Raw genomic sequence first — 24,718 nt, forward strand, 5'->3', positions numbered from 1 at the left:
AATTCTATCGTTCTTGTAGAGTTAAATCCTTCCAAGGAAGGCGGGTTTGTTGGAAAAAAGCGGTCGACTGAGAAAGAATGGGCCGAACGGGCCGCGCGTCATCTGAAGTTAGAGCTAAAGCGTGCAGGCCTGACATATGACGATTTGGCCAAACGGCTCAAAGAACACGGCTTCAATGAAACCAAGGCCAGCATTGCAAACAAACTTGCCCGCGCAACTATGTCTGCCGCCGCGCCCGTGGCGTTCGCGCCATAATACCGCGGTTGATTACGATTTCGAAGCCGCCGCACGGCAGGCTGAGGCCGTCGGTAGAGACGCAGTTGCCTATTCGCTCAGAACCTGGCGTTTGCCGGCCGTCTAACGTGGCATTCACGATTGGATCCTCGAGTCTTCGCGACGGAGCTTCGCTCCTGCTCCGCCCGTGGATGACGAAGTTGGGAAGGCTCAGGTAACTCGGCGACCGTCGGCGCCGTCACCTGCGAAACGACAATTTCGCTTTTGCGACTGTCAGGCAAGTCCATGCCTCAAATGCCGAAGGAATTGACAAGCCGTTCCGCGTGTTCGAGGGTAAGTATAGTATCCTTATCGACATAGGGAATTGGAGGCGACGATGAGCGGATACCCCACCACCCTAATCGCTCGCGACATGCACCGGCTTTCGATCCCTCCTGAGTCGGCGCGTGGCACGGCTGTCTCGCGGGAAACGATATGCCGCCTTGTCGCCGTCGAGATGCATTTCTGTGCTCTTATTGGCACAAAGGCCTGACAAAATGGCTATTGCGGCTTGAAAACGAAGCAAATTCAACGTTTCTCGGCTTGTATATCATGTCACTAGAATTTATGTGTCATGGATGCTTGGGCGCGGCGGGGAGGCTCGCCAGGCGTTTCGCAACGGATGGCCTCGCGCCATCGCATGACAGAGAAACGTTCGGTCAATGCTCACCAAAAAAGGCAAGTACGGCCTCAAGGCGCTGGTCCATCTGGCGCACATGCCGGCCGGGCAGCTGGCTTTCGTCAACGACATCGCGACCGGCAACAACATCCCGAAGAAATTTCTCGACGCTATACTGGGCGAATTGCGCAATGCCGGTTTCGTCCAGAGCCGCAAGGGCAAGGATGGCGGCTACCGCCTGGCGCGCCCAGCCGACGAGATCAAGGTCGGCCATGTCGTGCGCGTCCTCGACGGGCCGCTGGCGCCAATTCCCTGCGCCAGCCGCACGCAATATCAGCGCTGTGAAGACTGCAACGAGGCGACATGCCAAGTCCGTCATCTGATGCTCGAGGTCCGGCAGGCGATCGCCGAGGTGCTCGATCAGCGCAGCCTCGCCGAAATGCGCGACATCGGCCTCGACGAACTCCCAGTCACGGTGAAGGTCCAGGCCTGACGCCTGGTACTATGCGGAGGCGCGCATGAGCGGGCGCGCCAGTTCCATCATCATTGTCGGCGGCGGCGCCAGCGGCGTCGTGATGGCCGCGCATCTGCTGAAATCGTCCAATCCGGATCTGCGCGTCACGCTGATCGAAAAGCGCCCGCATTTCGGCCAGGGCATCGCCTATTCGACGCTGCTGTCGGCGCATGTGCTGAATGTCAGTGCGGCCGGCATGAGCGCCTATGCCGACGATCCCGGCAATTTCTGGCGCTGGCTGCAGGGGCGTGGCCTGGTCGACCCGGAGCAGACGCCACAGACACCTTTTTACGCGCCGCGCAGCCTCTATGCCCGCTATCTCGGCGAATTGCTCGACGAGCTCGAAGCGCGCGAACAGCCGAGCGGGCGGCTGCGCCTGATCCACGAAGAGAGCCTGTCGATCACGCCGACCGCCTCCGGCGTCGAGGTGGCGCTTGCCAACGGCACCAGCGTCGTCGCCCATCTGGCCATACTCGCCACCGGCCATGACGAACAGCCGGCGCAGGGCCATGCGATCCGCATGGGCTCGGAGGCCGACACGGCGCTCGACCCCGAAAGTCGCGTCATGGTGCTGGGCACCGGCCTCAGCATGGTCGACGCGTTCCTGGCGCTGGAACAGCGCGGCCACACGGGCGAGATCGTCGCCGTGTCCCGGCGCGGCCTGCTGCCGTCGCCGCACCGCAAGGGCAACCCGATCAAGCTCGACGTCGCCGACATCCCGCTCGGCACCCAGCTTTCCTATTTCGTCGGCTGGTTCCGAGACCTGATCCGCGAGAACCAGAAGGCCGGCATCGACTGGCGCGACGTGGTCGATGGTCTCAGGCCGTTCAACCAAAAGATTTGGCAGAACTGGCCGGCCTCCGCCAAGCGTCGCTTCGTCGAGCACACCAAGGCCTGGTGGGACATCCACCGTCATCGCATGGCGCCGGAAGTCTACGCCAAGGTGACCGACGCCGTGCAATCCGGCCGCATCCGGCTTGTTGCCGGCCGCGTCGTCGGGATCGCACCGGGCGAGACTTTCAGCGTCGACGTCCAGCCGCGCCACAGCCAGCTTGTCGAGACCTTTGACGTCGCCCGTATCTATGATTGCTCGGGCATCGTGCGCGACATTTCGACCTCGTCGAACAGCGTCGTGCGCTCGCTGGTCGACCGCGGGCTCGGCAGGCCGGATCCGATGCGCATCGGCCTCGACGTCTCGGCCAATTGCGAGATCATCGCCGGCGACGGCACGGTCTCGCGCAAAATCCTCGCCGTCGGCCCGCTGACGCGCGGCACCTTCTTCGAGATCGACGCGATTCCGGATATTCGCGTTCAGTGCGCAAGGCTGAGCAAGCAGTTGCTGGGGTAGGGCGCGCTGGCGTTCAGCCGCCCAGCGCTTCGCACACCAGGCGCGCTGTTTCGGCGCCGGAAAAATTCTGCTGGCCGGTGATCAGATTGCCGTCGCGTATGGCGAAGCCGCGCCACAGCCCGGCCTGGACATAATTGGCGCCGATGGCCTTCAACTCATCCTCGATGCGCCAGGGCATCAGATGCTTTCCGCGCTCGAGCGCGCCCATCGCCCAGGTCGCGTTGTCAGCGAAATCCTCCTCGGCATTGGCGAAGCCGGTCACCGTCTTGCCGGCGGCCAGCAGCGATCCGTCCGCGCGCCTGGCGTAGCGCAGCAGCGCGGTGCCGTGGCAGAGCGCGGCGGCCACCTTGCCGGCTTCATGGAAGGCGACAAAGGTCCGCTGCAGGTCTGTTGCACGCTCATAGCTGAACATCGGCGCCTGGCCGCCGGCAACGACGATGGCATCGAAACCGTCGACGTCGATCTCCGCCACGGGCCGCGTGGTCTCGACCAGGGTCGCCAGTTTCGGGCTCGACAGGAAGCCGAGCGAGACGAGATCGGTCTGCGAATAACCCGAGGGGTCGCGCGGGTCGCTCAGCGCATCGGCCTCGCATCTGCCGCCATCGGGAGAGAAGATTTCCACCGCATAGCCGCGCTCGGTGAAGGCGAACCAAGGGTGTGTCAGCTCGCTCCACCAGAAGCCGACCGGCCAGCCGGTCGTGGTCGATACGGCCGGATTGGCGATGACGATGGCCACACGTTTCGGCCTCAGCGCATCGACCGGATTGGCATCCCTGACACTCATCTTGGGCTCTCCCTTATGAAACTGTCGCCGACAAAGCCGGGCCCGGCAATCTGGCCACATGGCGGGGCAAAATCCGCTTCCGTCGCCGCGGCGCCTTGCCTAGGATCGGTGCATGACACAACGCGGTAGACTCTATGGCTGCCCGGTCGAGTTCGCGCTCGACGCGCTCGGCGGCAAGTGGAAAACGGTGATCATCGCGCGGATCAAGCAAGGGCCGCTGCGCTATTCCGAACTTCGGCGGATGATCCCCTCGCTCTCCGACAAGATGCTGACGCAGCGGCTCGCCGACCTCGTCGAGATCGGCTTCGTCGTGCTTGAGACATCGCCCGACGGCAAGGCGCGCTATGCCTTGACCAAGCGCGGCCACGATCTCGCCGAAGCGCTCCAGGCGCTCTACGATTGGGGCAGCGTGCATGGTCGCGCCGAGGGCGTGCGCTTCCGCACCGACATCGAGGCGGCGGCCTAGCAAGTTTCGCCCCTCAGGCCGCGCCGGCAAGCGCGCCGCAAAAGCCGGCGACATCGGTGATGACGGCCTCGCCGAGGAAACGCAGCGTCGCCATCGAGCGGTCGCGTGCCTCGCGGTTGCCGAAGCCGCAGGCGTCCTCGAGCACCACAGCCGTAAAACCGTTGTCGGTCGCCTGGCGGACGGTCGGCTCGATGCCGATCTCCATGGCGATGCCGGCAAGGGCGATGGCGCGCACGCCGCAATCGCCGAGCGCAAAGCCAAGTGCGGTGGAATCGAAGGCCGACATGGTCAGCTTGTCGAAGACCGCTTCATCGGCGCGGGGCGCGAGTTCAGGGACGATTTGCGTCGCTTCGGCGTCGCGCAGAAACCACGGCTCGACTGTGTCCGGACTGTCGTGCCGCTGCCAGGCCATGGCAGTGCGCAATTGGGTGGCGCCCATCCATTTGCGCGGCGGTGAGAGGTGGCGCGTGAACGCCACCCGCATGCCGGCCGAGCGGGCGGCTTCGAGCACGATGCCGGTGCGCTCGACGATTTCGGCCGCGCCGGCGACCTGGCGGCAGATGCCGACCTGCATATCATAGACCACCAGCGCCATGCGGTGCGGATCGCACCATTCGGCCAGGCTGGCCGGGATCTCGATGCCTTCGCTCGACCGGATCATGCCGCGGTCCGGTCCCAGGGCTGGGCGATGTCGACGTCGGGGTCGAACAGATATTCGAGCGGCAGTGGGGCCGGATCGAAGGCAAGAAAATGCCATTCGAGCAGACCGGCCTTCGACAGCGGGAAGTCGTCGGTGTAGCGCCTGGCCGCCTCAACGCTGTCGAGCTCGAAAACGATGATGACGCCGCCGACATCGGCGCGGGCATAGTTTTCGCGAACGATGCCTGCCTTCCACAGCCGCCAGACATTCGAGACCTCGTCGCGCAGATAGGGTTTTAGCGCTTCGAAGGTGACGCCGGGCTTGAAGTTGTCATAGGCGATGATCTTCATCGGCTGTCTCCTCCTGGGATGTCAGGATCGCGCGGCTCGTGTGTTCCGGCTGGCATCCCGTTCGGCTAGCATGTCGAAAATGGCGGCTTCAACGAACGAGATGGTTCGTTGAACGAGCCGGCCGGTTGCCCTTTCGTGGCGCGCGGCATGCAGCGAAGAGGAGACGGGAATGACTATCGAGCGGCTGAACCCGAAGGGCATGCACAGCAACCCGGCCTATTCGCAAGGCGTGGCGCTGCCCGCCTCGGCCCGCCTCGTGCTGATCGGCGGCCAGAACGGCGTCGATGCCGATGGTCAGATCGTCGGCAAGGGCGACATCGCCGTACAGACCAAGCAGGCGCTCGCCAATCTGGCGATGGTGCTCGAAGCAGGCGGCGCCAGCCTGGAAGACCTCGTCCGCCTGTCGATCTACATTGTCGGCGACGCCGACATCAGGCCGGCCTTCGGCGCCTGGATGGCGTTCTGGGCGGATCGCGGGCCGCCGCCGGTGGTGACGGGCATACGCGTGCTCGGCCTCGCCAATCCGGATTTCCTGATCGAGATCGAAGGCCAGGCGGCCATCATATAGCACCTGACGGAGGCCCAGGCTTGGGCGCCGGACGGGGCAAGCCGGTGCCGCTTGGAATTTCATTCCCCGTCTGGCCGGCTGATTGGCACGTTCTATCTTCTTTCCCGCGACAAACGGCTGGAAAAGAGGCTACGCTGCCGCTCTGCCCCCGAGGCGGTCGCTTGATCATGGAGCATCTGAATGAGCGAGCAGAAGGTCGCCGCGCCTGACAGCGGCCCCTCGGAAAGCGCAACCTCCCGCCTGCGCCCACCTTATGCCTCGGTTCTCGACCTGATCGGCCAGACGCCGGTGGTCGAGCTGACCAAGTTCGACACCGGCAAATGCCGGCTGTTCATCAAGCTCGAAAGCCAGAACCCCGGCGGCTCGATCAAGGACCGCATCGCGCTGTCGATGATCGCCGCCGCCGAGAAAGCGGGCAAGCTCAAGCGGGGCGGCACCATCGTCGAGGCGACCGCCGGCAATACCGGCCTTGGCCTTGCCCAGGTCGGCATTCCCAAGGGCTACCGCATCGTGCTGGTGGTGCCCGACAAGATGTCGCGTGAAAAGATCCAGCATCTGCGCGCGCTGGGCGCCGAGGTGCGCATGACGCGCTCCGATGTCGGCAAGGGCCACCCGGAATATTACCAGGACATGGCTGAGAAGATCGCGGCGGAAGTGCCCGGTGCCTTCTACGCCAACCAGTTCGCTAACCCGGCCAATCCGCTGGCGCATGAGACGACGACCGGCCCGGAAATCTTTTCGCAGCTTGACGGCAATGTCGACGCGGTGGTGGTCGGCGTTGGCTCTGGCGGCACGCTGACCGGGCTTGGCCGCTACTTTGCCAAGATATCGCCGAAGACCGAAATGGTGCTGGCCGATCCGGTCGGCTCGGTGCTGGCGCCGCTGATCAAGACCGGCAAGATGGAAGAGGCCGGCAGCTGGACGGTGGAAGGCATAGGCGAGGATTTCGTGCCGCCCAATGCCGATCTGTCGCTGGTCAAGAAGGCCTATTCAATCACCGACAAGCAAAGCATGCTGGCGGTGCGCGATCTGCTGTCGCGCGAAGGCATACTGGCCGGCTCGTCGTCGGGTACGCTTTTGTCGGCGGCCCTGCGCTATTGCCGCGAGCAGACGTCGGCCAAGCGCGTCGTCACCTTCGTCTGCGACAGCGGCAACAAGTATCTGTCGAAAGTGTTCGACGATTTCTGGCTGGCCGAACAGGGCCTGGCCGAGCACGAACAGCATGGCGATCTGCGCGACCTCGTCATGCGCTCGCACCGCACCGGCGACACCGTCTATGTCGGCCCGGACGAAAGCCTGCTCAACGCCTATGGCCGCATGCGCCGCTCCGATGTGTCGCAGCTGCCGGTGCTCGATGAGGGCAAACTGGTCGGCATCGTCGACGAGAGCGATATTCTGGCCAAGGTCGACGGTCCCTATGACGGGCGCTGGGAGCGCTTCAACGGTCCGGTGCGTACGGCGATGACCTCCAATCTGCACACGCTGCAGGCCAGCCAGACGCTGGATGCGCTGCTGCCGGTGTTCGACCGCAACGAGGTCGCCATCATCTTCGACGGCGACGAATTCGTCGGCCTGATCACCCGCATCGACCTGATCAACCATCTGAGGCGCGCACGATGACCAAACACACCCCGCCGGCCGGCAAAAACCGCCTGGCCTTCTCGACGCGCACCATCCATGGCGGCCAGAGCCATGATCCGCTGACCGGCGCGGTGATGGTGCCGATCTACGCCACCTCGACCTATGGCCAGCAGTCGCCCGGCGTGCACAAGGGGTTCGAATACGCCCGCAGCCAGAACCCGACCCGCTTCGCCTTCGAGCGCGCGGTGGCCGATCTCGAAAGCGGCACGGCCGCCTTTGCCTTCGCCTCCGGCCTGGCGGCGATCTCCACGGTGCTGGAACTGCTCGATAGCGGTGCGCATATCGTCGCCACCGACGATATCTATGGCGGCTCCTTCCGCCTGATGGAGCGGGTGCGCAAGCGTTCGGCGGGTCTGCAGGTCTCGTTCGTCGATTTCACCGACCTTGCCGCTGTGGAGGAGGCGATCCGGCCGGAGACGAAGCTGCTCTGGGTCGAGACGCCGACCAACCCGCTGTTGCGCATCGTCGACCTCGAAGGCGTCGCCGCGCTCGCCAAACGCAAGGGGATTCTCACGGTCGCCGACAACACGTTCTGCAGCCCCTATATCCAGAGGCCGCTGGAACTCGGCATCGACATCGTCGTTCACTCGACAACGAAGTATCTCAACGGCCATTCCGACATGGTTGGCGGCGTGGCGGTGGTTGGCGACAACAAGGAATTGGCCGCCCAGCTGAAGTTCCTGCAGAACGCAATCGGCGCCATATCGGGCCCGTTCGACAGTTTTCTCGCCTTGCGCGGCCTGAAGACATTGGCGCTCAGGATGGAGCGGCATTCCGACAACGGACTGAAAATCGCGCAGTGGCTGGAAGCGCGCAAGGATGTGCGCCGCGTGATCTATCCCGGCCTCGCCAGCCACCCGCAGCACGCCATCGCCGTCCAGCAGATGCATGCTTTTGGCGGCATGATATCAGCCGTGCTCGACCGCGACCTTGCCGGCACAAAACGCTTCCTCGAACGCACGCAATTGTTCACGCTCGCCGAGAGCCTCGGCGGGGTTGAGAGCCTGATCGAACATCCGGCGCTGATGACGCATGGGTCGATCCCGGCCGAGAAGCGGACGGAGATCGGGATTTCGGATTCGCTGGTGCGGCTGTCGGCGGGGATCGAGGACGGCGATGATCTGATCGCGGATCTGGAGCAGGCGCTGGGGGGATAGTGGCAAACCATGCGTTGGTTCTTCGGCCGATTCACGGATGCTACGGCGCAAGGTAAACTGGTTCTGTAGCGATCCTTCACACCCCCCTCTGTCCTGCCGGACATCTCCCCCGCAAGGGGGGAGATTAGATGTCACTTCCGCTTTCGCCAATCTCGAACGTTGCAAGACGAGCGGCGGCGTCCAAGCTGCCAATCTCCCTCCTTGCGGGGGAGATGGCCGGCAGGCCAGAGGGGGGTGCTGTCCCGCCGACGTCAGACGAACTTTTTCACCGCCGTCCCGACGGCCAAAGCAAACCGCGCTTCGCGCATCGGTCGCCAATTACCGTTGACCCAAAACCTCATTCGCCCGAGATGTAGCGGCCATGGCCACGCGCGAACCCGAAAAACCCATCGAGACCCTGACCTTCGCGGTGCTGGTGTTCCCCGGCTTTCCGATGATGGCGTTCAGCTCGGTCATCGAGCCGCTGCGTGCGGCCAACATCCTGGCGAAGCGGCAGTGTTATCGCTGGATCATCGTCGGCGGCACGAAAGGGGCTGTCGAGGCCTCGAACGGCGTCGTCATCCAGCCGGGTTTTTACGCGGAGGATGCGCCGAAGGTCGATCGCATTGTCGTCTGCTCGGGCGGCGATGCAGATCACCTCGTCGCCGAGGATGCCGCGAGCTGGATCCGCCGCAGCCTGCGCAATGGTGCCCATATCGGCGCGGTGGCGGATGCGGCGTTCTTCCTGGCGCGGGCCGGCCTGCTCGACGGCCATGCCTGCACCTTACACTGGACCAGCCAGGCCGCCTTCACCGAGGCGTTCCCCAATATCGAACTGCGGCGCGATCTCTATGTCATCGACCGCAAGCGTTTCACCTCGGCCGGCGGCGTCGGCAGCCTCGACATGATGCTGGAGATCATCACCCGGGACTATGGCGCCGAGCTTGCCGCCGGCGTCGCCGAGTGGTTCGTGCACAGCCAGTTGCGTTCAAGCGTCGACCGCAAGCTGATGCCGCTCAGGCTGCGCACCGGCGTGCAGAACGAGCTGGTGCTGTCGGCCATCGCCATCATGGAAGACGCGGTCGAGGAGCGGCTCGGCATGGCGGAGCTGACGGCGCGGCTCGGCGTGTCGTCCGACAAGCTCGAACGCTCCTTCCGCTCCGAACTCGCCATCTCGCCCAACGGCTACTACCGGCGCCTTCGGCTGAAGCGCGCCGCGGATCTCCTGGCGCATTCGACGCTCGCCGTGCGCGACGTCGCGCTGGCCTGCGGCTTTGCCTCGATGTCGAGTTTTGCCCGGGCGTTTCGCGAAGAGCACGGGCATCCGCCGAAACTGGCGAGGCGGCATTAGCTTTCGGCATGTTGATGTTAGCGGGGCATCGCCCCTCTCTGCCCTGCCGGGCATCTCCCCCTCAAGGGGGGAGATCGCTGTCGCCACCGCCTTCGCCAATTTCCGAAGTCGAAAAGAAGGCGATGAGGCCAAAGCTGCCAATCTCCCCCCTTGAGGGGGAGATGTTCGGCAGGACAGAGAGGGGGGCCTTGCGCCTGCCTCTCTTAATCCACCAGCGGCATTCCGCACAACAAACGCGGTTTTCCGCACAATACCTCCGCCCCGCCTGCGCCATGGTCAGACCTCGCAACCCACCCAAGGCCAGACACAAATGAGCATCGTCGTATTCGACCCCGACAGCACCGAGGACGTCGACTTCAAGGACCGCATGCGCCACCCCGCGGCGGCCGATCCGGCCGGCGGCATGTGGCTGTCGGACACCGAGCCGTCCTTCATCGACGCGGATGCGCTGCGCAAAGGCCGGCTGGCGAAACTTCGCGGCTGGATGCGCGAGGCCGGTTATGGCGGTGTGGTGCTGTTCGACCCCTATAACCAGCGCTACGCCACCGGCTCGCGCAACATGTTCGGCTATTTCCTGCGCAACTCGACCCGCTATTTCTTCGTGCCCACCGAAGGGCCGATCGTGCTGTTCGAATATCCGCAGAGTTATCATGTCTCGATGGTGCTCGACACGATCGACGAGGCGCGTCCTTCCAAGCTCGTCTGGTCGTCGGTCTCCGGCCGCGACGACGAGACCGCCGGCCCCTTCGCCGACGAGATCGCCGAGCTCCTGAAAAGACATGGCGGCGGCTCGATGAAGCTCGGGCTCGACCGCTGCAGCCATCTGCAGGCGCTGGCTTTGGAAAAGCGTGGCTGCGACGTCCGCGATTGCCAGGGCGAGATTCTCGCGGTGCGCGCGGTGAAGACGCCGGAGGAGGTCAAATGCCTGCAGGTGTCGATGGCCGGCGCCGAGGCCGCCGTCTATGCCGTGCGCGAGGCGATCAAGCCCGGCGTCTCCGAAAACGAGTTGTTCGCCATCATGTATGGCGAGGTCATCCGCCAGGGCGGCGAGTTCATCGAGACCCGGCTGCTGACCTCCGGCCAGCGCACCAACCCGTGGTTCAACGAGGCCAGCGGCCGCAAGATCAGGCCCGGCGAATTGCTGGCGCTCGATACCGACACAATCGGCTGCTACGGCTATTATTCGGATTTCTCCCGCACCTTCCGCTGCGGGCCGGGCAGACCGACGCCCTACCAGAAATCACTCTATCGCATGGCGCATGACCAGGTTCAGCACAACATCTCGATCGTCAAACCCGGCATGGCGTTTCGCGAGATCGCCGAGAAGGCCTGGAAAATCCCGGACCGCTTCGTCGACCAGCGCTACACCTCGGTGATGCATGGCGTCGGCATGCATGGCGAGACACCGTTCATCGCGCATGCCATGGATTACGAGACCTATGGCCGCGACGGCCATATCGTGCCAGGCATGGTGGTGAGCGTGGAAAGCTATATCGGCGAGAAGGGCGGCCGCGAGGGCGTCAAGCTGGAGGACGAGATCCTGATCACAGAGACCGGCACCGAGCTTCTGTCGCGCTTCCCCTATGAGGACGAGTTTTTGGAGACGCAGGTTTGATAGCCCTCCTCGGTGACGTGACCTTCGTAGCTGGCGCAGCCTCCCATCGCTTCGTCATCCTAGGGCGGAGCAAGGAGCGAAGCGACGCGGCGCAGACCCTAGGATCCATGCCGCGACCTCGGCGCGCCGCAACGGTCCAGAATTCTGCACCGCTGCACCCGTCAGCAATGTCACGGCATGGATCCTCGGGTCTCCGCGACGCCGCTTCGCGGCTGCTCCGCCCGTGGATGACGACGTCGGAGAGTCGACGGCCAATCGCCAGCGCTGGCGCCATCCCGCTGAACAGAACGGCGTTGACCGCGAACCTAGGCCCATCCGCATGAAAACCCCGATCTCCATCAAGCGCGGCACCGTTGCCGCCGTCTTCGTCGACCTGCAGGAAGAGCACCGGCAGGACAAGCGCTATCTGGTCGAGGGCTTTGCCGGCATCCTGGCCAACGTCCGGCGGCTGCAGGAAGCGGCGCGCGCCAACCAGGTGCCGCTCCAGCACTGGGCCTATATCGTCGATCTCGACAAGCAGGACCGACCCTTTCATCCCCTTGGCGCCGACGGCAAGTCGGCCTTTTCCGACAAGAGCGATCCGCTGACCGAGATCTGCCATGAGGTGGCACCGGCGAACGGCGAGGCGCTGCTGATCAAGGCCGAGGCCAGCGCCTTTCGCGCCGGTCCTGCCGCCGATCGGCTTAAGGCCTCCGGCATCGAATGGCTGGTCATATCAGGCGTCTGGACCGAAGCCTGCATCGACGCCACCGTGAAAGACGCCGTTGCAAAGGGATTTCGCGTGCTCCTGGTCAAGGATGCCTGCGGCAGCGGCAGCGCGGCCATGCACCAGACCGGCATCCTCAACCTCGCCAACCGGCTCTATGGCGGCGCCGTCACCGACACGGACAGCGCCTGCCGGCTGCTGGCCGGCGAGACGGCCACCGCCTGGCAGGTCGAAGGCTCCGTGCCGTTGCGCTTCACCTTCGACAATGCGGCGACGCTCTACGCCGATCTATGACAGGTTGAAGCAGAGCGACATGACCGGCCGCGGCAAATATGAAACACGGCTCGACCCGGCGCTGTGGGCCTATATAGACAGCGTCAACGCCTGGTACCCGCCCGAGATCATCGGGCTGCCGATCGACAAGCAGCGCGCGGTCTATGACCGGATGTGCCGGACTTTCGATCGGGGCCGCCCGCCGGCGGTCAAGGCCAGCGACGGCCTGGTCGCCGCATCGGGCCACGGCATACCGATCCGTCACTACCAGCTTGTCGGCAAGGCCGCGCGGGCCATGGTGCTCTATTTCCATGGCGGAGGATTTATTCTGGGTAACCTCGACAGCCATGACGACATCTGCGCCGAGATCTGCGCCGGCACCGGTTTCGACGTGCTGTCGGTCGACTACCGGCTGGCGCCGGAGCATGTTCATCCCGCCGCCTTCAACGATGCGATGGCGGCGTTTGCTTGGGCGGCTGCAGCCAGCGACCTGCCGATCGTGCTGTGCGGCGAGAGCGCCGGCGGCAATCTCGCCGCAGCAGTGGCGCAGGCGACGCGCCGGCGTGCCGCGATTGGCCAGGTGCTGATCTATCCCGGCCTCGGCGGCGACGAGCGCGCCGGCTCCTATGTCGAGCATGCCGACGCACCGCTGCTGTCCGTCGGCGACATCGCCTTCTACCGCGACGTCCGCTCGGCCAAGCGGCAATCGCCTGACGATCCGACATTTTCCCCCCTGCGCGACAGCGACTTTTCCGGTCTGCCGCCGACGGTGATCATCTCAGCCGAGTGCGATCCGCTGTCGTCGGATGGCGAAGCTTACCGTGACCGCATCGTTGCGGCCGGCGGCAAGGCCTGGTGGCACGAGGAGACCCGTCTGGTGCACAGTTTTCTGCGCGCCCGTACGACTGTTCCGGCTGCGGCGGAAGCTTTTGGCCGCATCGTCGCGGCGGTCGCGGCGCTGGGGCGGGGCGAGTGGCCGTATCTATGAGGACGCCGCGACGCTCTTTTCAGATGAATTGGCCTTTAGCCAGAGCGCTTTTTCGCCGAGCGTGGCGACCATGGCGGCATGCGCCGCGCGCTCCGCTTCCGTCAGGCGCGGCAGCAGCGGCCGCGGGCGCTCGGCGACGATGATCTCGATGTGCCTGACATTCTCGCCCTGCGCCGGCGCGGTGGCGCTGTCGAGGATGAGCGCGGCCTGCTTGCCGCCGATCAGCTCGATATAGACCTCGGCCAGCAATTCGGAATCGAGCAGCGCGCCGTGCTTGGTGCGCTTGGTGTTGTCGATGCCGTAGCGCCGGCAGAGCGCATCGAGCGAATTGGGGCCCATCGGGTGCTTGCGGCGCGCAAGCGCCAGCGTGTCGACGACGCGGCCAGGATCGACGACGGGATGGCCGAGCCGGCCGAACTCGACATTGAGGAAGCCGATGTCGAATGTGGCGTTGTGCGCGACCAGCTTGGCGCCGTCGGTGAAGTCGAGCCACTCCTGCGCAATCTCGGCAAAGGACGGCTTGCCCGCGAGGTCGGCCGCGCTGATGCCGTGCACCGCCTGCGCCTCCTCATGGATCGCCCGCCCTTGAGGGTTGATATAGTGGTGGAAGGTCCTGCCGGTCGGGAACCGGTTGACCAGCTCGACGCCGCCCAGCTCGATCACGCGGTCGTCGCGCGAATCAAGGCCGGTGGTTTCCGTGTCGAAGATGATCTCGCGCATCGAATCAGGTGCTCCTGGCGAGCAGAATCGTGAGACCGGCACAAAATGGCAATGCCTCTTTTTCCTTCTCCCCTTGTGGGAGAAGGTGGATCGGCGCGCAGCGCCGAGACGGTTGAGGGGTGGGTGACGGAATGCCGTCGGCGCCAAGCTGGAGCACCCCTCATCCGACCTCGCTTCGCGAGGCCACCTTCTCCCGCAAGGGGAGAAGGGAAGGAAGGGCGTCAGCGACCCCCGATCAGTTGCGCAATGATTCCATCGACCCGGGCGCGGGCGGCATCCAGCCCCTGGCCGGTGTCGATGACGAAATCCGCCAGCCGGCGTTTCTCCTCATCCGGCACCTGTTTGGCCAGGATCGCCGCCAGTTTTTCTTCCGTCATGCCCGGCCGCGCCAGCACGCGCTGGCGCTGCACTTCGGCGGGCGCGGTGACGACGACGACCTTGTCGACGCGGCTACGGCCGCCGGTTTCGAACAGCAGCGGGATGTCGAGCACGGCGATCGATTCGCCAGCGTTCCGATGCATGGCCAGAAAGGCGTCGGCGTCGGCGCGCACCAGCGGATGGATGATTGCTTCCAGCCGCTTCAGCGCGGCCGTATCGCCTAGCACGCGCGCGCCAAGCTTTGCGCGGTCGACCACACCGCCAACCGTGGTGCCGGGAAAGGCGGCCTCGACCAAAGGCGCCGCCGCGCCCGAATAGAGGCGATGCACCGCCTCGTCGGAATCATGGACCGGCACGCCCGCCTCGGCGAACATCTTTGACGTCGTCGACTTGCCCATGCCGATCGAGCCGGTAAGGCCGAGCACGATCATGGTTTCGGCACCAGATCGGCAACGATGATCGCGCGCAGCTCCGCCGTGACCTGCGGCCTGATACCGAACCAGTGTTCGAAGCCGGGCACGGCCTGGTTGAGGAGCATGCCGAGCCCGTCGACCGTCTTCAGCCCCCTGGCGCGCGCGGCGGCGAGCAGCGGGGTCTCCAGCGGCACATAGACGAGGTCGGTGACGACGGCATGGTCCGGCAGCAGGGCCGGATCGGCGGCAAGGCCTTCATTGCCGACCATGCCGAGTGCCGTGGTGTTGACCAGCAGGCCGGCGTCGGCCAGCAATTCGTTGGTCGCCGCCGTGCCATGCGCCGAGACACCGGCGCCGAAACGATCGCGCAATTCCTGCGCCCGGGCGAGGGTGCGGTTGACGATGCGGATGTCACGAACACCGCGCTGCTTCAGCGCCTGGATAACGGCGCGGGACGCGCCGCCGGCGCCGAGTACCACGGCAGCGCCCGTGCCTGCCCAGCCCGGCGCGTAGTCATCGAGGTTGGCGGCAAAACCGTGGCCATCGGTGTTGCCGCCCCACAGGACGTCGTTCTCGAACCACAGCGTGTTGACAGCGCCGATCTCTTCGGCCGCCTGGTCGCGGCGTGCGGTGAGCGCGAAGGCGGCTTCCTTGTGCGGGATGGTGACATTGCCGCCGCGAAACCCGTTTGCCTGCAATGTCGCGATGAATTCGGCGAAATCCTGCGGCGCCACATCGATCGCCTCGTAGCTGCCGTCGATGCCGTGTTTTGCCAGCCAATGGCCATGGATTTTCGGCGAGCGCGAATGCTTGATCGGATGGCCGGTGACGAAGGCTTTTTTCGAGGCCTCAACCATCGATGGCCCCCAGCGTGCGCAGTTCGGCTAGCAGCGGCAAAAGCGGCAGGCCGACTATGGTGAAATGGTCGCCTTCGATCTTCTCGAACAATTGAATGCCTTCACCTTCGATCTGGTAGGCGCCGACGCTGGCCAGCGCCTTGGCGCCGACACGGGCGAGATGGCGGCCGATGAAGCCGGGGTCGAGCTTGCGCATGGTCATGCCGGCGATGCCGACATGCCGCCACAGCACCTTGCCGTCACGGACAAGGACAGCGGCGCTGTTGAGCTGATGGGTCCTGCCCGACAGTGCCAGGAGGTGACGGCGCGCGCCCTCCATGTCGGCCGGCTTGTGGAACACCTCGTCGCCAAGTGACAAAGTCTGGTCGCAGCCGAGCACCAGGGCGCCGGGCCGGCGTTCGCTCACTTCCGTGGCCTTGGCCTCGGCCAGCACCAAAGCGACATCTTCGGGCGAGACACCGCTGTCCTGTAAAGGCGCCTCGAGCGCGCGTTCGTCGACATCGGCGGGGACGGCTTCGACGTCGATGCCGGCATTGACGAGCATCGCCTTGCGGAACGGACTGCCTGAGGCGAGGATGATTTTTTCGGTCATGCTTGTTTACCAGGGTTGGCGTTCCGTCACGCACCCCTCATCCGACCGAGCTGCGCTCGGCCACCTTCTCCCACAAGGGGAGAAGGGAAGTGCTGCGTTGACGCTGCCGCAAATCGCCAACCGATGGTCTTTGCGGGGCGCCGGCGCCAGGCTCTTCCTTCTCCCCTTGTGGGAGAAGGTGGCCTCGCGAAGCGAGGTCGGATGAGGGGTGCGTGACGGAATGCTCACTTGTCTCGTCTGCCCTAGCGTGTCTTCCCTCGCAGGGCAACGATGGCCGCCGCCGTTTCCTCGATCGAGCGGCGGCTGACGTCGATCATCGGCCAGCCATGGCGGGTGCAGATCTGGCGGGCGTAGGCGAGCTCCTCGGTGATCGCCGCGCGGTCGACATAGTCCGATGCTTCGTAGGTACTGCTGTTGCCGAGGATGCGGTTTTGCCGGACATGGGAGATGCGCTCGGCGGTGGCGATCAGCCCGACGATCAGCGGCTTCGAGGCGCTGACCAGGCTTTCCGGCACCGGCACGCCGAGCACGATCGGGATGTTGGCGGTCTTGATGCCGCGGTTGGCGAGATAGATGCTGGTCGGCGTCTTCGACGTACGCGAGATGCCGATCAGCACGATGTCGGCATCGTCCATATTGGCCGGCAGCTGGCCGTCATCATGCTCCATGGTGAAATTCAACGCATCGATGCGGCGGAAATATTCGGCGTCGAGAACATGCTGGGCGCCGACGCGGCGTCCGGCCGGCGTGCCGAGATAGGACTGGAAGACGGTGAGCACCGGCTCCAGCACCGACACACAGGGCAGGCCCATCGCCGCACAGCGCTCGTCAATGCCGCGCGCCAGCTTCTGGTCGACGACCGTGTAGAGGATGATGCCCGGCTCCTCCTCAATGTCCTCGAACACCTTGGCCACCTGCTTTTCGGTGCGGATGAGCGGGTAGATGTGTTCAATCGCCCGCGCGTCCTTGTATTGCGCCGAAGCCGCCCGGCCGGCCGCGAGCAGCGTTTCGCCGGTCGCGTCGGAAATCAGGTGCAGGTGAAAGAAGCTCTGGGGTTTGTTCACAGGGGATGCCTCCAGGCTGTGGGCGGATGTGGATAAACCGGGACAGAAAGAGCGGCCGGTTGGAGGCGACTGTATCAGATGGCAGTTTGTCCACAATTCGCCCCTCTGTCAGCTTGGTCGGCCGGCTGGGGACAAATCTGGGGACGGTCTCTTTTGCCTTGCTTCTGTCCACAGGGCGGGCTCTTTCCACGGCTCCCTAACGCTTTGTAACCGATGACGGATTCCGAACTATCCCCAGAACCCTACAGCCGGGAGAGAGAAGCGCGCGACAATATGCTTGCTGGCTTTTTGACTGATGAAGCGGGACAGGTGACAACCACCACAACCAACAGACTCTTAGAATCAGAAGAATCTTAGATATAAGAATCTTTGATTATAGGAAGGCTGGGAGAGGGTAAGCGCTCGATGCCCAAAAGCCGGATCATGCTGGACGTCCTGAAAGGCGAGGCTCATTTTCCGCCTCCGCTCTGGATGATGCGTCAGGCCGGGCGCTATCTGCCGGAGTATCGGGAGACACGCAGGCGCGCCGGTTCGTTCCTCGACCTCTGCTACGATCCCGATCTTGCCGTCGAAGTGACGCTGCAGCCGATCGAGCGCTTCGGCTTCGATGCCTCGATCCTGTTCTCGGACATTCTTGTCGTTCCGCATGCGCTTGGCCGTGACGTTCGTTTCGAAGAGGGAAGAGGACCGCTTTTGACGCCGATCTCGGTTGCCGAGATCATGGCTCTGGAAAGCGATGTGTTTCACGTGAATCTCGAACCGGTCTACGAGACGGTTCGCCGGCTGCGGGCGAAACTGCCTGAGGAAACCACGCTGATCGGCTTCTGCGGCGCGCCCTGGACGGTGGCGACCTACATGATTGCCGGCCATGGGACGCCTGACCAGGCGCCGGCGCGGCTGTTCGCCTATCGCGAGCCGGCAGCGTTTCAACAGCTCTTGAAGGTGTTGGCCGATCATTCGGCCGCCTATCTGATCCGCCAGATTGAAGCCGGCGCCGACGTCGTGCAGATTTTCGACTCCTGGTCCGGCGTTCTCGACGATGCGTCGTTCGACCAGTTCTGCGTCTGGCCGGTGGCCGAGATCGTCAGGCAGGTTCGCGCCGTCCATCCCGATGTGCCGATCATCGGTTTTCCCAAGGGCGCCGGCGCCCGCTACCGGACCTATCGACAGAAGACCGGCGTGACGGGGCTAGGGATCGACTGGACGGTGCCGCTGGCGGCGGCGAAGGATCTGCAGCGCTCGGGTGCGGTCCAGGGCAATCTCGATCCCTTGCGCCTCGTGGCTGGCGGCAAGGCGCTGTCCGACGGCGTCGAGACGATCCTGAAAGCGCTGGGTGAGGGACCGCTGATCTTCAATCTCGGCCACGGCATCACGCCGGAGACGCCGATCGCGCATGTCGAGGCGATGGTGAAACAGGTGAGGAGCGCGACACGCTGATGGCTCAGTCAAATAACACGAAGGACACTGGCAACACCAACAGCACCGGACAGGCGATGATGCGCATGGTCATCAGCATCGTTGTGCTTATCGTGGCGACAGCGCTTTTGTTTTTTATCGCACCGGACAGTTTCTATCCCTGGGCAAAGGCGATCCATATCCTTGCCGTCATTTCCTGGATGGCCGGCATGCTCTATCTGCCGCGGCTGTTCGTCTATCACGTCGATGCCGAGAAAGGGTCGGTGCAGTCGGAGACCTTCAAGGTCATGGAGCGGCGACTGCTGCGCGGCATCATCAATCCGGCGATGATCGTCACCTGGGTGTTCGGTCTGTGGCTTGCCTGGAAAGTCTTTGGATTCCACGGCGGGTGGCTGCATGCCAAGATCGGTTTGGTGCTTCTTCTGTCCGCCGTTCACGGCTATCTCGCCGGCGCGGTGCGCAAATTCGCCGAGGATCGTAACGAAAAACCGGCGAGGCACTGGCGGATCGTCAACGAGATCCCCACATTGCTGATGATCGCTATCGTGATCCTGGTTGTCGTCAAGCCGTTCTGAGGCCGATCAGGCCTTTTAAAACGCGGCTTGCTCTTTCACCCGACCGACGATAAAAGACGGGTCTTCCTTCCCGTCATGCGCCGCCCCTTCATTGTTCTCGGCCGCGCCCGGCATTTGTCGCATCCCGCCGATATTTTTCCCAAAGCTCACCCAGAGTCCGTCTATGCAAGAAATGAAACTTACCGAATTCAAGAACAAGAAGCCGCCAGAGCTGATCGCTTATGCCGAATCGCTCGAGGTCGAGAACGCCAGTGTCATGCGCAAGCAGGAACTGATGTTCGCGATCCTGAAGAAGCTGGCCGCACAGGACGTCGAGATCATCGGCGATGGCGTGGTCGAGGTCCTTCAGGACGGGTTCGGCTTCCTGCGTTCGGCCAACGCCAACTACCTGCCAGGTCCCGATGACATCTACATTTCGCCGTCGCAGATCCGGCGCTTTTCGCTGAAGACCGGCGATACGGTCGAAGGGCCGATCCGCAGCCCGAAAGAGGGCGAGCGCTATTTCGCGCTGCTCAAGGTCAACACCATCAATTTCGACGATCCCGAAAAGATCCGTCACAAGATCCACTTCGACAATCTAACGCCGCTCTACCCGACCTCGCGGCTGAAGATGGAAATGGAGGTCCCGACCTCCAAGGACATCTCGGCCCGCGTCATCGACCTGGTGGCGCCGCTCGGCAAAGGCCAGCGCGCGCTGATCGTCGCGCAGCCGCGTACCGGTAAGACGGTGCTGCTGCAAAACATCGCCCACTCCATCACCACCAATCACCCCGAATGCTATCTGATCGTGCTTTTGATCGACGAGCGGCCGGAAGAAGTGACCGACATGCAGCGCTCGGTGAAGGGCGAGGTTGTCTCCTCGACCTTCGACGAGCCGGCGGTGCGCCACGTGCAGGTCGCCGAAATGGTCATCGAAAAGGCCAAGCGTCTGGTCGAGCATGGCCGCGATGTCGTCATCCTGCTCGATTCCATCACCCGCCTCGGCCGCGCCTACAACACCGTGGTGCCGTCATCGGGCAAGGTGCTGACCGGCGGTGTCGACGCCAACGCGCTGCAGCGGCCGAAGCGCTTCTTCGGTGCGGCCCGTAACATCGAGGAAGGCGGCTCGCTGACCATCATCGCCACCGCGCTGATCGATACCGGCAGCCGCATGGACGAAGTCATCTTCGAAGAGTTCAAGGGCACCGGCAATTCGGAAATCGTGCTCGACCGCAAGGTCGCCGACAAGCGCATCTATCCGGCCATGGATATCCTGAAGTCCGGCACGCGCAAGGAGGACCTGCTGGTTCCGCGCTCGGATCTGCAGAAGATCTTCGTGCTGCGCCGCATCCTGGCGCCGATGGGAACCACCGACGCGATCGAGTTCCTCATCGACAAGCTGAAGCAGACCAAGACCAATGGCGACTTCTTCGATTCGATGAATACGTAACGGTCTGTCCGGACCTTTCCGGCCTGCGAATTGAAACCCCGTTCCGGGAAACCGGGATGGGGTTTTTCATTGCCTGAGGTTAGGTCTGCATTGCCCTGGCGGTAAGTCGCCCAAGTTAGCGCCGCCCCTCATTGCCCTGCCGGGCATTTCTCCCCGCGAAGCGGCTGCGCTATGCGCACATTTTCTTTGACGTGACTGATCAGCCCGGGGCTTGATTGCCGCGTGGTTCCCCCAATCCGTCACTGCTTCGCAGCGCCACCTTTCCCCCCTCCGCAGGGAAAGGAAGGGAGCGTTGCTGGAAGGGCGTTGACGGCAAAGAGCCTGGCGCCTTTCCTCTACCCCGTCGAGCGGGGGGTCCGAAGGACGGGCGAGACCCGTGGCTCGCCCCGGCAGGTGGCTCGGCGAAGCCGAGACGGAGTGGGGGGGGGCGGCCAGCGCCGCATAAGACAATTCATGCGCCAAGCTGCATGCGGGGCAGCGCTGACGCTTGGTATGTGAAGCCAGGGGCCGTCGGCGTAGTCCTCCGGCGCTGCTAGCCACGCCGCAACAGCCGCTCCAATTCTCCTGCATCCGTCACCACTGGCAAACAGACCTGCCCGGTACAAAGCCAGGCACCCACCCTGTCGGTCGGCGGCAGAACCCCACCGGGCAGCAAGGGTCGATTCGTTGCCGAACCGATCGCGGCGATAATGTCGACGCGACGCGGGTCGGGGCATCGATTCGCGACCGGAACAAGCTTGGGATTCGCCATATCGTCTATCAGCACCAGCTTCAGCGGCTCGATCGCCAGCGCGCAGGCATTGACGATGCCGGCCTGGCCATAGGCCTGGTGCGCCGCACGGCCGGCAGCGTGCTCGGCGACCTTCCAGGCTTTTTCCCCGAGGTTGAGGTCGCCGGTGACGGAAGCGAGCCGCGCCAGCGCTGCGATGATCTGGCTGGTGGCTGACGAAATCGCTTCGTCGACATCGCCCCGGATGCGGATCGGCACATCGGTGCTGTCCGAAGCGGTCAGAAAATAGCCTGTGCCCCTTGCGTCGGCGTGCCAATGGTCGAGCTGTTCGATGAATTGCTTCGCTTGGTCGACATAGGTCCAATCGCCCGATGCCTCGAACAGCGAGATCGCCGCATTGGCCATCGCGGCGTAGTCGATAGACAAAGCGGGAAACAGTTTCCGGGCGCCGAGCATGGAATGCGGCAGACGCCTGTCGCGGTTGGCGGAGCTGATATGGGCAAAGGCCCCGGCCGCGGCCTCGATCCAGTCGGGCCGGTTCAGCGAGCGGCCGGCCTCGGCCAGAGCAGCGATCATCAGGCCGTTCCAGTCGGTCAGGGTCTTTGCATCCAGGCCTGGCCGAACCCGCTCTTGCCGGGCGGCGAGAAGCCTTGCCTTTATCGGAATCAATTGCTCGCGATCGGCTACGCCCTGGGCTTGCTGGGCTCTGGTTTGATGGACCACAGGCTTGCCTTCCCAACCATGCGGGCTGGAAAGCGTGAAGTATTTGAAAAACAAGGTTGAATCGTCACCAAGGACGGCTTCGATCTCTTGCTTGCTCCAGGTGTAGAACAGTCCTTCCTCGCCATCGCTGTCGGCGTCGAGGCTGGCGGCGAAGGCGCCGCCATCGACGCGCATCTCGCGCAGCAGCCAGTCGACGGTCTCTTCGATTCGTATCCGGAACAGATCATTGCCGCTGGCCGCGAAAGCCCAGTTGCAGAAGCGGATCAGTTCCGCATTGTCGTAAAGCATCTTCTCGAAATGCGGCACCAGCCATTCCGCGTCGGTCGAGTAGCGGCTGAGTCCGCCGCCAATATGGTCATAGATGCCGCCGCTCAGCATATGTTCGAGGCTGATGAGCACGTCATCGCGGTGGCTGGCATTGCCGTCACGCAGCCAGGACAGCCACAGCGTGAGCATGAACGGGGCGTTGGGGAATTTCGGCGCGCCGCGCAGGCCGCCAAGGTCACGATCGATCATGCCGTCGATGCGGCCGGCGAGGTCGGTGAGCGTGCCGCGGTCGAGGCTTTCCTTGGCGTGCGTGCCGGAAAGCCGCGCTTCGACATGGGAGGTCAGGCCGTCGGCGCTCTGGTGCAGGCTGTCGCGCTTCTCGCGCCAGGCCTTGTCGACCGCTTCCATGACCTGGATGAAGCCCGGGCGGCCATAGCGGGCCTCGCGCGGAAAATAGGTGCCGCCCCAGAACGGCTTGCCGTCCGGTGTCAGGAACATGGTCAACGGCCAGCCGCCTTGCTCGCCCATCGAGGAGAGCGCGGCCATATAGATCTGGTCGATGTCGGGACGCTCCTCGCGGTCGACCTTGATATTGACGAACAGACGGTTCATGACGGCTGCGACGCCGTCATTCTCGAAGCTTTCATGCGCCATGACATGGCACCAGTGGCAGGCGGCATAGCCGATCGAGAGCAGGATCGGGCGGTCGAGCGTCTTGGCTTCTTCGAGCGATGCCGGCGACCAGGCCCGCCAATGGACGGGATTGCCGCTGTGCTGCTGCAGATAGGGGCTGGCCTCTTCGGCAAGCAGGTTTTGCGCGGGCAATGTCACAATGGGCAACTCGGGTTGTCTTGAAGGCGCGAAGCTAGGGCGGTTCAACAGAGCGGGCAAATGATTTCAGGCGATTCGATCGTGGCATTGTCGAGCGGCCGGCTTCCGGCCGGCGTTGCCGTGCTGCGTATTTCCGGCCCGCAGACTCGATTCGTAGTCGAAACGATCGCCGGCGGCATGGTTAAGGCGCGTGCGGCGGTTCTGCGCAAGTTCAGGGCACCGGATGGAACCGTGCTGGACAGCGGTCTTGTCATTTTCTTTCCCGGTCCGGCCAGCTTTACCGGTGAGGATGTCGCTGAATTCCATGTCCATGGCGGACGCGCCGTGGTGACCAGGATGCTGGAGATCATCGCTGGTTTTGACGGTGTGAGGCACGCGGAGCCAGGCGAATTCACGCGCCGCGCCTTTCTCAACGGCAAGGTCGACCTGGTTGAGACGGAAGCCTTGGCCGATCTGGTCAATGCCGAGACCGAGGCGCAGCGGCGCTTTGCGGTCCAGAATGCTGAGGGCGTGCAGAGCGCGCTTTATCTGGGCTGGCGTCGCCGGCTGATCCATGCACGCGCCATGATCGAGGCGGAGATCGACTTCGCCGACGAAGACGATGTACCTGGATCCGTTTCGGATACGGTCTGGTCGGATGTCCGGGCGATGGTCGGCGAAATCGATCGCCACATCGCCGGATTTCACGCCGCTGAGATCATCCGCGAAGGCTTCGAGGTCGTTATTCTCGGTGCGCCGAATGCCGGCAAGTCGAGTCTGTTCAACGCTTTGGCGCGGCGCGATGCAGCTATTGTAACGGATGAGCCCGGCACGACCCGTGACCTGCTCGAGGTGACGCTTGATCTCGGCGGGCTGCGCGTCAGGCTGACGGACACGGCTGGTTTGCGGGAAGCGCCGGGTAAGGTCGAAGCGATCGGCATCGAGAAAGCCCGGGCCAAGGCCGGCCGCGCCGATCTCTTGCTGCTGCTGGAAGACATTTTGTCTCCCGGGGATGTCGGTCTACTGCCGGGCAGCGCATCCATGCTGCGGGTTGGCACCAAGCTCGACCTGCTGGATCAGCGAGGGGCTCGAGAAGCGGAGGCTCGATACGATCTCGTTATTTCGGTTGTGAACGGGGTCGGCGTCGAGGCGCTGCTGACAGAGATCGGCCGCCGAGCGGCCGATGCGGCGGGTAAGATTGGCGACATCCTGCCGTCCCGACTGCGTCATGTGGAGCTGCTTGGCGAGGCCAATCACCATCTGCGCCGCGCTACCGGCGATGGCGTCGCAGGCCAGGAACTGCGAGCCGAGGAGTTGCGGTTGGCGGCGGATCGCCTGGGCCGAATCGTTGGCGCGATTGATGTCGAGGACATGCTCGATGTGATTTTCGGGCAGTTCTGCATCGGGAAATGATTCACGTGAAACAATCAGTTGGCCGGAGATCGGCCAGATGTTGGACGCTGACGCATGAC

24 protein-coding genes are annotated in these 24,718 nt (G+C 63.9%); 15 read left to right on the forward strand and 9 right to left on the reverse strand.

The window, feature by feature from the left end:
* Window positions 1-6 precede the first annotated feature (6 nt).
* From AC04SF_RS15220 to AC04SF_RS15230, 3 genes are all read left to right on the forward strand, one after another.
* Entirely contained in the window at window positions 7-255 is a 249-nt protein-coding gene (locus AC04SF_RS15220; protein WP_488478615.1) for a DUF6471 domain-containing protein, read from the forward strand.
* Window positions 256-935: 680 nt separating this feature from the next.
* Window positions 936-1,385, forward strand: coding sequence for an RrF2 family transcriptional regulator (locus AC04SF_RS15225; protein ID WP_488478469.1), 450 nt, complete (start codon window positions 936-938; stop codon window positions 1,383-1,385).
* A gap of 25 nt (window positions 1,386-1,410) precedes the next feature.
* Window positions 1,411-2,754 (forward strand): FAD/NAD(P)-binding protein, encoded by a 1,344-nt coding sequence (locus AC04SF_RS15230; RefSeq protein WP_488478470.1) that lies wholly within the window; start codon window positions 1,411-1,413, stop codon window positions 2,752-2,754.
* Window positions 2,755-2,767: 13 nt separating this feature from the next.
* On the opposite strand, the gene AC04SF_RS15235 is transcribed toward AC04SF_RS15230, so the two are convergent.
* On the reverse strand, window positions 2,768-3,538 hold the full coding sequence (locus AC04SF_RS15235; RefSeq protein ID WP_488478471.1) for a type 1 glutamine amidotransferase domain-containing protein: 771 nt from the start codon (window positions 3,536-3,538) through the stop codon (window positions 2,768-2,770).
* Window positions 3,539-3,650: 112 nt separating this feature from the next.
* Between AC04SF_RS15235 and AC04SF_RS15240 the strand changes: the two genes are divergently transcribed.
* Window positions 3,651-4,004: a winged helix-turn-helix transcriptional regulator gene (locus tag AC04SF_RS15240; protein WP_096451962.1), complete on the forward strand. Its 354-nt coding sequence runs from the start codon at window positions 3,651-3,653 to the stop codon at window positions 4,002-4,004.
* Window positions 4,005-4,017: 13 nt separating this feature from the next.
* On the opposite strand, the gene AC04SF_RS15245 is transcribed toward AC04SF_RS15240, so the two are convergent.
* Window positions 4,018-4,665, reverse strand: coding sequence for a cysteine hydrolase family protein (locus AC04SF_RS15245; protein ID WP_488478472.1), 648 nt, complete (start codon window positions 4,663-4,665; stop codon window positions 4,018-4,020).
* Window positions 4,662-4,994 (reverse strand): hypothetical protein, encoded by a 333-nt coding sequence (locus AC04SF_RS15250; RefSeq protein ID WP_488478473.1) that lies wholly within the window; start codon window positions 4,992-4,994, stop codon window positions 4,662-4,664. Before AC04SF_RS15250 ends, AC04SF_RS15245 begins: the two co-directional genes overlap by 4 nt.
* A 169-nt stretch (window positions 4,995-5,163) precedes the next feature.
* Here AC04SF_RS15250 and AC04SF_RS15255 point away from each other — a divergent pair, with 169 nt between their 5' ends.
* The 7 genes from AC04SF_RS15255 (at window position 5,164) to AC04SF_RS15285 (ending at window position 13,272) form a co-directional block, all read left to right on the forward strand.
* The gene (locus AC04SF_RS15255; RefSeq protein ID WP_488478474.1) at window positions 5,164-5,562 is read left to right on the forward strand and encodes a RidA family protein; all 399 of its coding nucleotides are present in this window, start codon (window positions 5,164-5,166) and stop codon (window positions 5,560-5,562) included.
* Window positions 5,563-5,742: 180 nt separating this feature from the next.
* Window positions 5,743-7,182 carry a pyridoxal-phosphate dependent enzyme gene (locus AC04SF_RS15260; RefSeq protein ID WP_488478475.1) on the forward strand — a complete coding sequence of 480 codons (1,440 nt, stop codon included), beginning with the start codon at window positions 5,743-5,745 and terminating at the stop codon, window positions 7,180-7,182.
* The gene (locus tag AC04SF_RS15265; RefSeq protein ID WP_488478476.1) at window positions 7,179-8,360 is read left to right on the forward strand and encodes a trans-sulfuration enzyme family protein; all 1,182 of its coding nucleotides are present in this window, start codon (window positions 7,179-7,181) and stop codon (window positions 8,358-8,360) included. The genes AC04SF_RS15260 and AC04SF_RS15265 overlap by 4 nt, the downstream gene beginning before the upstream one ends.
* A gap of 361 nt (window positions 8,361-8,721) precedes the next feature.
* Window positions 8,722-9,690, forward strand: coding sequence for a GlxA family transcriptional regulator (locus tag AC04SF_RS15270; RefSeq protein WP_488478477.1), 969 nt, complete (start codon window positions 8,722-8,724; stop codon window positions 9,688-9,690).
* Between the two features lie 310 nt (window positions 9,691-10,000).
* Window positions 10,001-11,305: a M24 family metallopeptidase gene (locus AC04SF_RS15275; protein ID WP_488478478.1), complete on the forward strand. Its 1,305-nt coding sequence runs from the start codon at window positions 10,001-10,003 to the stop codon at window positions 11,303-11,305.
* 319 nt (window positions 11,306-11,624) lie between these two features.
* On the forward strand, window positions 11,625-12,305 hold the full coding sequence (locus AC04SF_RS15280; protein WP_488478479.1) for an isochorismatase family protein: 681 nt from the start codon (window positions 11,625-11,627) through the stop codon (window positions 12,303-12,305).
* Between the two features lie 19 nt (window positions 12,306-12,324).
* On the forward strand, window positions 12,325-13,272 hold the full coding sequence (locus tag AC04SF_RS15285; protein WP_488478480.1) for an alpha/beta hydrolase: 948 nt from the start codon (window positions 12,325-12,327) through the stop codon (window positions 13,270-13,272).
* Here the strand turns inward: AC04SF_RS15285 and dnaQ are convergent.
* The 5 genes from dnaQ to AC04SF_RS15310 all read right to left on the reverse strand — a co-directional run bounded on the left by dnaQ (window position 13,267) and on the right by AC04SF_RS15310 (window position 17,296).
* Window positions 13,267-13,992, reverse strand: a complete 726-nt coding sequence (gene dnaQ / locus AC04SF_RS15290; protein WP_488478481.1) for a DNA polymerase III subunit epsilon — start codon at window positions 13,990-13,992, stop codon at window positions 13,267-13,269. The two genes, AC04SF_RS15285 and dnaQ, sit on opposite strands and share 6 nt — an antisense overlap.
* A gap of 221 nt (window positions 13,993-14,213) precedes the next feature.
* The gene (gene coaE, locus AC04SF_RS15295; protein ID WP_488478482.1) at window positions 14,214-14,801 is read right to left on the reverse strand and encodes a dephospho-CoA kinase; all 588 of its coding nucleotides are present in this window, start codon (window positions 14,799-14,801) and stop codon (window positions 14,214-14,216) included.
* Window positions 14,798-15,640, reverse strand: a complete 843-nt coding sequence (locus tag AC04SF_RS15300; protein WP_488478483.1) for a shikimate dehydrogenase — start codon at window positions 15,638-15,640, stop codon at window positions 14,798-14,800. The genes coaE and AC04SF_RS15300 overlap by 4 nt, the downstream gene beginning before the upstream one ends.
* The gene (locus AC04SF_RS15305) at window positions 15,633-16,232 is read right to left on the reverse strand and encodes a Maf-like protein (RefSeq protein ID WP_488478484.1); all 600 of its coding nucleotides are present in this window, start codon (window positions 16,230-16,232) and stop codon (window positions 15,633-15,635) included. The genes AC04SF_RS15300 and AC04SF_RS15305 overlap by 8 nt, the downstream gene beginning before the upstream one ends.
* Window positions 16,233-16,474: 242 nt before the next feature.
* The gene (locus AC04SF_RS15310) at window positions 16,475-17,296 is read right to left on the reverse strand and encodes a pyruvate, water dikinase regulatory protein (RefSeq protein ID WP_488478485.1); all 822 of its coding nucleotides are present in this window, start codon (window positions 17,294-17,296) and stop codon (window positions 16,475-16,477) included.
* Between the two features lie 405 nt (window positions 17,297-17,701).
* Here AC04SF_RS15310 and hemE point away from each other — a divergent pair, with 405 nt between their 5' ends.
* The 3 genes from hemE (at window position 17,702) to rho (ending at window position 20,716) form a co-directional block, all read left to right on the forward strand.
* Complete coding sequence (hemE, locus tag AC04SF_RS15315; protein WP_488478486.1) at window positions 17,702-18,733, forward strand: uroporphyrinogen decarboxylase; 1,032 nt, start codon at window positions 17,702-17,704, stop codon at window positions 18,731-18,733.
* On the forward strand, window positions 18,733-19,287 hold the full coding sequence (gene hemJ, locus AC04SF_RS15320) for a protoporphyrinogen oxidase HemJ (RefSeq protein ID WP_488478487.1): 555 nt from the start codon (window positions 18,733-18,735) through the stop codon (window positions 19,285-19,287). Before hemE ends, hemJ begins: the two co-directional genes overlap by 1 nt.
* Before the next feature lie 163 nt (window positions 19,288-19,450).
* Entirely contained in the window at window positions 19,451-20,716 is a 1,266-nt protein-coding gene (rho, locus tag AC04SF_RS15325; protein WP_488478488.1) for a transcription termination factor Rho, read from the forward strand.
* Window positions 20,717-21,248: 532 nt separating this feature from the next.
* On the opposite strand, the gene AC04SF_RS15330 is transcribed toward rho, so the two are convergent.
* Window positions 21,249-23,267 (reverse strand): thioredoxin domain-containing protein, encoded by a 2,019-nt coding sequence (locus AC04SF_RS15330; protein ID WP_488478616.1) that lies wholly within the window; start codon window positions 23,265-23,267, stop codon window positions 21,249-21,251.
* Between the two features lie 60 nt (window positions 23,268-23,327).
* Between AC04SF_RS15330 and mnmE the strand changes: the two genes are divergently transcribed.
* Window positions 23,328-24,659, forward strand: a complete 1,332-nt coding sequence (gene mnmE, locus AC04SF_RS15335; protein ID WP_488478489.1) for a tRNA uridine-5-carboxymethylaminomethyl(34) synthesis GTPase MnmE — start codon at window positions 23,328-23,330, stop codon at window positions 24,657-24,659.
* Window positions 24,660-24,718 lie beyond the last annotated feature (59 nt).

The organism is Mesorhizobium sp. CNPSo 4671 (genome assembly GCF_057784245.1).